This is a genomic window from Paenibacillus forsythiae T98 (genome assembly GCF_000520735.1).
Taxonomy (GTDB): Bacteria; Bacillota; Bacilli; order Paenibacillales; family Paenibacillaceae; genus Paenibacillus_AQ; species Paenibacillus_AQ forsythiae.
On sequence record NZ_ASSC01000819.1, the window covers coordinates 1 to 7,108 of the forward strand.

Here is a 7,108-nt window from a genome sequence, read left to right on the forward strand (position 1 = left end):
AGCTGGAACAGGAGCTTCGCCATGTGCAGGAGCAGGTGGAGAGCGCGGGAGCCGAGCGGAGCGGGTTCGAGGGCGAAGCGAAGCAACTGGAGCAGTCCAGGGCGCAGGCGGCAGCCGACCTGACCCGTCTGGAAGTAGAGGAGCAGGCCGCCCATGAAGCGATCCGTCATGCGGAATCGCGGCGCAAGGCGAGCGAATCCGAACGGGAGGAGCTTCAGGGCAAGCTGACGGGCATGAAGGTTGCAGAAGGCAAGCTGGACCAGGAGATATTTTCGCAAGAGGAGCAGCTGCGGAGACTGAAGGCCGACGTGGGTTCGCAGGACAAGGAACTGCGTCAGAACCGGGGTCTCCTGGCGACGATTGAGCAGGATTTGACGGTCAATACCGCAGAAGCCTCCAAGCAGCAGGAAGACTTGAACACCTACCGTCTGAAGAAGGAAGAAGCGGCCGAGAAGCTGGATTACGCGCGCGCGGAGCGCACGTCGCTGACGCGGAAGCTTGAGCTTGAGGAAAGCGAGACGAAGGAGCAGCGAGAGGCGCTGAAAGCGGTGGATGACCGGCTGCGGGCGACGGAGGTTTCCGTCGGCAGGCTGGACGTGGAGCTTGACAACATTTTGCGCAAGCTGAGCGACGATTACGAGCTGAGCTACGAGCTGGCGAAGCAGCGGTACCCGGTTCCGGAGGACGTCCCTGCGGCGCAGGCTGAGGTACAGAAACTCAGACGGAGCATCTCTGCGCTCGGCGAGGTGAATCTGGGTGCCGTGGAGGAATACCAGCGTATCCATGAACGCTATACCTTCCTCAGCGAGCAGAAGGACGATCTTGTTGAAGCGAAGACTACGCTGTATCAGGTCATCCGCGAAATGGAAGAGGAGATGTCCAAGCGGTTCAAGCAGACGTTCGATGCCATACGCAAGGAGTTCGCCACCGTCTTCACCAAGCTGTTCGGCGGGGGCCGGGCCGATCTGATGCTGCTAAGCCCGGACAATCTGCTGGACACAGGCATCGATATCGTCGCCCAGCCTCCGGGGAAGAAGCTGCAGAATTTGCAGCTGTTGTCCGGGGGAGAACGCGCGCTGACCGCGATGGCGCTGCTGTTCGCTATCCTGCAGGTCAAGCCGGTTCCATTCTGCGTGCTGGATGAGGTCGAGGCGGCGCTGGACGAAGCGAATGTGGTCCGGTTCGCCCAGTATCTTCGCGAATTCTCGGAGCAGACTCAATTCATCGTGGTGACACACCGCAAGGGGACGATGGAAGAAGCGGATGTGCTCTACGGTGTGACGATGGAAGAAGGCGGGGTCTCCAAGCTCGTCTCCGTGCGTCTGGAAGATGAAGAAGCGGAGATCGCCTGACCCGGCGATTGCCATTAATAACTGAACGGAGGAACAAGAGTGAGCTTTTTCAAGAAATTGAAAGAAAGTATTGCCGGCAAGACAGAGAGCGTGACGAAGCAGTTCCGGGAAGGGCTGGAGAAGACGCGCAAAGGCTTCGCCCAGAAGGTATCCGACCTGATTATCCGCCGCAAAAAAATCGACGAGGAGTTCTACGAGGAGCTGGAGGAAATCCTGATCGGCGCCGACGTCGGCGTGAACACGGTCATGACGCTGGTTGACGAGCTACGCGCCGAGGTGAAGAAGCAGCGCATCGAGGATGCGGCAGAGCTGCAGCCGATACTCTCCCGCAAGCTGATGGAGCTGCTGCGCAGTGACGATGACAACCGTCTGAAGGAGAATCCGGACGGCATTACGGTCATTCTGTTCGTCGGCGTCAACGGCGTCGGCAAGACGACAACGATCGGCAAGCTGGCGCACCGCTACAAGCAGGATGGTAAAAAAGTTCTGCTCGCCGCAGGCGATACGTTCCGCGCGGGGGCCATTGAGCAGCTTGAGGTATGGGGACAGCGGGCCGGCGTGGATGTGATCAAGCAGAGCGCGGGCTCCGATCCCGCTGCGGTGATGTTCGACGCGGTTCAGGCCGCCAAGCAGCGCAGCGTTGATGTGCTGATCTGCGACACGGCGGGACGGCTGCAGAACAAGAGCAACCTGATGGAAGAGCTGAACAAAATATTCCGTGTCATTCAGCGCGAAATCCCGGGAGCTCCGCATGAAGTGCTGATGGTGCTTGACGCGACGACCGGGCAGAACGCGCTGGCCCAGGCCAAGCTGTTCGGCGAGAAGAGCGGCGTGACGGGGCTGGTCCTCACCAAGCTGGACGGGACGGCCAAAGGCGGCATCGTTGTGGCGATCCGCCAGGAGCTGAACATTCCGGTGAAGCTGGTCGGACTCGGCGAGAAAATGGAGGATCTTCAGCCGTTCGATTCCGAGCAGTTCGTTCACGCGCTGTTCGCCGGTTTGATTATCGAGGATAACGAGGAAGAGAAGCCGGAAGATTAAGCCTTTCGCGCTAAAATACAGCTATACCAGCAGCGCCGGCAGATGCCGGCGCTCTTTAGCTTTGGCGAAAATAAAAATTCATCATATGAAAAATTCATAATAGAAGAGCAGCCAATCACGGTTACCACCCATATGTCTATAATCCACCCCTCGGAATCTCCTGCCCGGAAAAAGAGTGCGGTTTCATCCGACCGACGGAATTAGCGCTTATCAAAAGCCTTGTTATATATATTGACATGATGAATCGAGTTTACGTATTATGAAAATGTGATTGAATATTTTTATAAATTCGGTCTTAATAAAAAGTATGATTTATTGCCAACACTACATTACTGAAAGGAGTCGGGCTCATGTCTAAACTTGATCCACTGCCCGGTCTGTCTCCGTATCCGCTGCATCATTTTTATGATGAAATGTTTGCTGGCGAGCGCAGCGTCCGCCCTCATTATAAGCATGTCAACCGCATGTTTGCCGGAATGAGTCCCGAAGAGCTGCAGACCAAACAGCATTTGATGCAGCGGCGCATGATGGAGGAGGGCATTACCTTCACACTGTACAATCCCGCTCAAGACCAGCCGATGGAGCGGACCATCCCCTTTGATATGATTCCGCGGATTATTGCGAAGGATGAGTGGGAGAAGCTTGAGGCGGGAATTATTCAGCGCGTCACGGCGCTTAACCTGTTCGTTCATGATATTTACCATGAGCAATATATTATCAAGGATGGAATCGTTCCCCGCAAAATGGTCATCTCCAACTGCTATTTCCGGCCGGAAATGTCAGGACTTCGCGTTCCCGGCGGGGCTTATATCACCACTTCGGGAATCGATCTGATTCGCCATCACGACGGAAACTATTACGTTCTGGAGGACAATCTGCGCACGCCATCCGGTTTTTCCTACCTATTTAAAGGAAGATCGCTGATGAACCAGCTGTTCCCCGAGCTTTCCTTCTCCAGCTCTATCCGGGATGTGGAGCGCAGCATCAACCGCTTCTTGTCTGTTCTTCGCAGCCTGTCACCTTCGCGTACGCCTGATCCGGTTATCGCTCTGCTTACCCCGGGGCAGTACAACTCCGCTTATTATGAGCATGCCTTCCTGGCCCAGCAGATGGGTATTCATCTTGTGGAAGGACGCGATTTGGTTATAAAGGACCATAAATTGTATCTACGGGATATGAATGGACTTAAACGGGTGGACGTGCTGTACCGCCGCCTGGATGATGACTATATTGATCCGCTTGCCTTTGATCCCAACTCGCTGCTGGGTGTTCCAGGGCTGATGAACGCATACAGAGCAGGCAATGTGGCCATCGCCAACGCGCCGGGTACCGGCGTCGCCGACGACAAGGCCATGTATGTCTATGTGCCCGATATGATCCGCTACTATCTGAAAGAGGAACCGATTCTAAATAACGTTCCAACCTATCTGCTATCGAGGCCGGATGAACGGCAGCATGTGCTGAACAATCTGTCCGAGATGGTCGTCAAGGAAACCTCGTTGTCCGGCGGATACGGCATGCTGATCGGAAGCGAAGCAAGCAAGGCGGAGCAGGATGATTTCCGGCTTAAAATTCTTGCCGATCCGGACCGGTATATCGCCCAGCCGATCATGTCCCTGTCAAGAGCGCCTGTTCTGTCCGAAGGTGTAATGAGTCCGCGGCATATCGATCTGCGAGCTTTCGTGCTGATGGGCGCGGACCGCAAGCCGCATGTCATTCCGGGAGGACTGACGCGAGTGGCGATGAGAGAGGGCTCCCTGGTGGTGAATTCCTCTCAAGGCGGCGGCGTCAAGGATACATGGGTAATGTCCTAGAGAACAGAATTGAATAGAAGAGAGCGCAACAAAACAGGACGAGGAGTGACGGTAGATGCTTAATCGAAATGCGGAAGCTTTGTTTTGGATTGGGCGTTATATGGAAAGAGCGGAGAATCATGCAAGACTGATCGATGTTCATTATCATATTCAGCAGGAAGATGACTTCAGGGAAGAAGGCCATAAATGGTCCAGGCTGATCGACGCGATCGGCGCCCGAAGTGAATATTTGCAGCAATTTGAAAGCTTTACAGAGCAGGATGTCTTGTCCTTTATCACGCTCGATCTCGGCAATGCGAATTCCATATTCTCTTGTGTGCATCAGGCTCGCAATAACCTGCGCACCCTGCGCCAGCAGCTCCCGAGCGAGCTATGGGATATTGCCAACAGCTTCAACCTGTGGCTGGGCGACCGGTCCGTTGCGGACATTATGAAGAGCCCGCATCAGTTCTACCAGCAGATCAAGGAACGGACAGCCACGTTCCTCGGCGCCGAACAGTCCATCATGCTCCGGGGTAATGAGTGGCGGTTCATTGAGAGCGGACGATTCCTTGAGAGAGCGGAGAACACGGTGCGTATTCTGCAATCGGTAACCTTGTCCTGCCGGGGCAAGGATGATACCTCCATATATACACAGCTTCAGGCGGTATTGAAATCGGTAAGCGGATATCAGGCGTTCCGCAGATATTTCGCCGATGCGGTATCCCCGGAATGCATTCTGGAGTTTCTGATTACGAATGCCTCATTTCCGCGCTCGGTCCGGTTCGCTTCCCATGAGCTCGAATATCATCTGTCGAATATCGAGATTGATTTCTCGGATGGAGGCGAAGGCTATGAGCGGGTGATCCGCCAGGCCGGGAAGATTCGAGCCGAGCTGGATTATATGGAGAAGGAAGACATGGCCGGAGAACTGGTCGATCAGGTGCTGGAGTCACTGAAATCTTCCTGCCTGCGACTGGGAAGAACGATGGAATCGGCCTTTTTTCGTCAAGAAGGGATCAGGATATGAAAATTCAAATCAATCATACGACCCGGTATACTTACGCGGAGCCTGTGACGGACAGTGTCAATGAAATCCGGCTGACGCCGCGGACCAATTACAGGCAATCCTGTTATCACCATGAGGTGGAAATATTTCCTCCCGCCAACCTGCTTACTTACGAAGATTTCTTCGGAAACCGGGTTCATGCTTATTCGGTCAACAAACCGCATACGGAGATGGTCATCCATACCCGCGCCACAGTTGTAACGCTGGACAAGTCCCAGAACGCCGATTTGCCGAGGCTACCGCTGGAGGAGCAGATCAAGCGGATGAAGGAAGAGGAGTTTCAGAACCGGTACACCGAGTACATTCTGCCCACGCGTTACACGGAGGTTACGCCGGAGCTGATGGAATTTGCCTCCCAGCATCCTTTTAGCGAAGCGGAGGATTTGTATGAATGGACCAAGAAGCTCTCCTCCACGATTTATGAGCAGTTTACTTATGATCCCGAGGCGACCAGCGTCAACACGACCGTTAAAAAAGCGCTGAAGCTCAAACGGGGCGTCTGTCAGGACTATGCCCACTTGATGATCGCGGTCTGCCGCAGCGTAGGACTTCCTTCAAGATATGTGAGCGGCTATCATTATGTGAGCGATCTCCAGGGCGGCAACGCCGATTTCGAGCAGGCTTCCCATGCCTGGGTCGAGACGCATATCCCGGGTACCGGCTGGCTGGGCTTTGACCCGACCAACAATGTGGAGGTAGGCTGGCGTTACGTCAAGCTGGGCCACGGGCGCGATTACAAAGATATTGTTCCGGTCAAGGGCGTATACCGCGGAATTCAGGGCCAACTCGAAGTAACGGTGGACGTACAATTGCTGGACAAGTAATAGGGATAAAGCCGCATAGATTGCTGTAATTTGCGTATTTTCAGTCATTTCAGGCCGCTTTCGGTTTATAGCCGAAAGGCGGCTGTTTTTTTGTGCGAAGACATCGGTTCTGGCGAAAGGAGAAGGAAATTTTCTGGCGAAGAAAAGGGTTTCAGAACTTCGTTTTTGGAGAAAATAGTGGGGTCAGTAGTTGGGTACAGGTTCGCGCAGGAAGCTTTTTTTGCCGGAAAGGGTTAAAAAGAGAGAACCTTTGGGTAATCTTGAGACAGAGCACTATTCACCTGAAAACGGAAGGAGAGCCTATATGAGCCCTGATACTGGAACAACCCGGCGGTTTGCCGGAAGAACAGCCATTATTACCGGAGCAGGCTCGGGAATCGGCAGAGCAACAGCCATCCAGATGGCCCGTGAAGGCGCGAACGTCGCCTTGTTTGATCTGGTGAATGACCGTACCTCCGCCCTGGAACGGAAGCTGAACCGGCTGCGGGAAGGCTGCGCGCTGGCCGTTGATGTGGATACCTCAAGCCCGGAGCGCATGGAAGAAGCCGTCCGGAGAACGGTGGAGCGCTTCGGCGGGCTGGATATCGTATTCGCCAATGCCGGAATTAACGGCTCCATCGGTCCGATTGAAGAATTGAGCATTGAGGACTGGCAGCGCACGCTGTCGGTGAACCTTACCGGGACCTTTCTCTCATTGAAATATACAATTCCGCACATGAAGAAACAAGGGAAGGGCAGCATTATCATCACCAGCTCGATCAACGGCAACCGGCGGTTCGCGAGCTTCGGCTTTTCGCCGTACAGCACGACCAAGGCCGGGCAGGTGGCTTTTGCTAAAATGGCGGCGCTGGAGCTGGCGAAGTTTAAAGTCCGGGTCAACGTCATTTCTCCGGGAGCCATTGCCACCAATATTGATGAAAGCACCGAGCCGAACGAGGAACTGGAATCGATCATTATCCCGATGGAGTTCCCGGAAGGACAGCAGCCCCTGGCTGATGGACCGGGCAAGCCGGAAGATGTCGCCAGGCT

The 7,108-nt window shown here is 54.5% G+C and carries 6 protein-coding genes; all 6 read left to right on the plus strand.

Translation table 11 applies throughout. The annotated features are described in order from the left end of the window. Positions 1-1,352, plus strand: a 1,352-nt coding sequence (locus tag L692_RS0125060; protein ID WP_025702653.1) for a coiled-coil domain-containing protein, incomplete at its 5' end; no start/stop codon positions are given. 39 nt (positions 1,353-1,391) lie between these two features. Beyond that, positions 1,392-2,393, plus strand: a complete 1,002-nt coding sequence (ftsY, locus tag L692_RS0125065) for a signal recognition particle-docking protein FtsY (protein WP_025702654.1) — start codon at positions 1,392-1,394, stop codon at positions 2,391-2,393. A 350-nt stretch (positions 2,394-2,743) separates the two neighbouring features. Next, entirely contained in the window at positions 2,744-4,207 is a 1,464-nt protein-coding gene (locus L692_RS0125070; RefSeq protein ID WP_025702655.1) for a circularly permuted type 2 ATP-grasp protein, read from the plus strand. 55 nt (positions 4,208-4,262) lie between these two features. Then, positions 4,263-5,216: an alpha-E domain-containing protein gene (locus L692_RS0125075; protein WP_025702656.1), complete on the plus strand. Its 954-nt coding sequence runs from the start codon at positions 4,263-4,265 to the stop codon at positions 5,214-5,216. Then, complete coding sequence (locus L692_RS0125080; RefSeq protein ID WP_025702657.1) at positions 5,213-6,079, plus strand: transglutaminase family protein; 867 nt, start codon at positions 5,213-5,215, stop codon at positions 6,077-6,079. Before L692_RS0125075 ends, L692_RS0125080 begins: the two co-directional genes overlap by 4 nt. 304 nt (positions 6,080-6,383) lie before the next feature. Then, the coding region (locus L692_RS0125090; RefSeq protein WP_025702658.1) for an SDR family oxidoreductase at positions 6,384-7,108 on the plus strand (725 nt) is incomplete at its 3' end.

Excerpts from the sequence above, each read along its gene's own strand:
- L692_RS0125070 (WP_025702655.1), top strand. The coding sequence starts at position 2,744 with ATGTCTAAACTTGATCCACTGCCCGGTCTGTCTCCGTATCCGCTGCAT.
- L692_RS0125075 (WP_025702656.1), top strand. The coding sequence starts at position 4,263 with ATGCTTAATCGAAATGCGGAAGCTTTGTTTTGGATTGGGCGTTATATG.
- L692_RS0125080 (WP_025702657.1), top strand. The coding sequence starts at position 5,213 with ATGAAAATTCAAATCAATCATACGACCCGGTATACTTACGCGGAGCCT.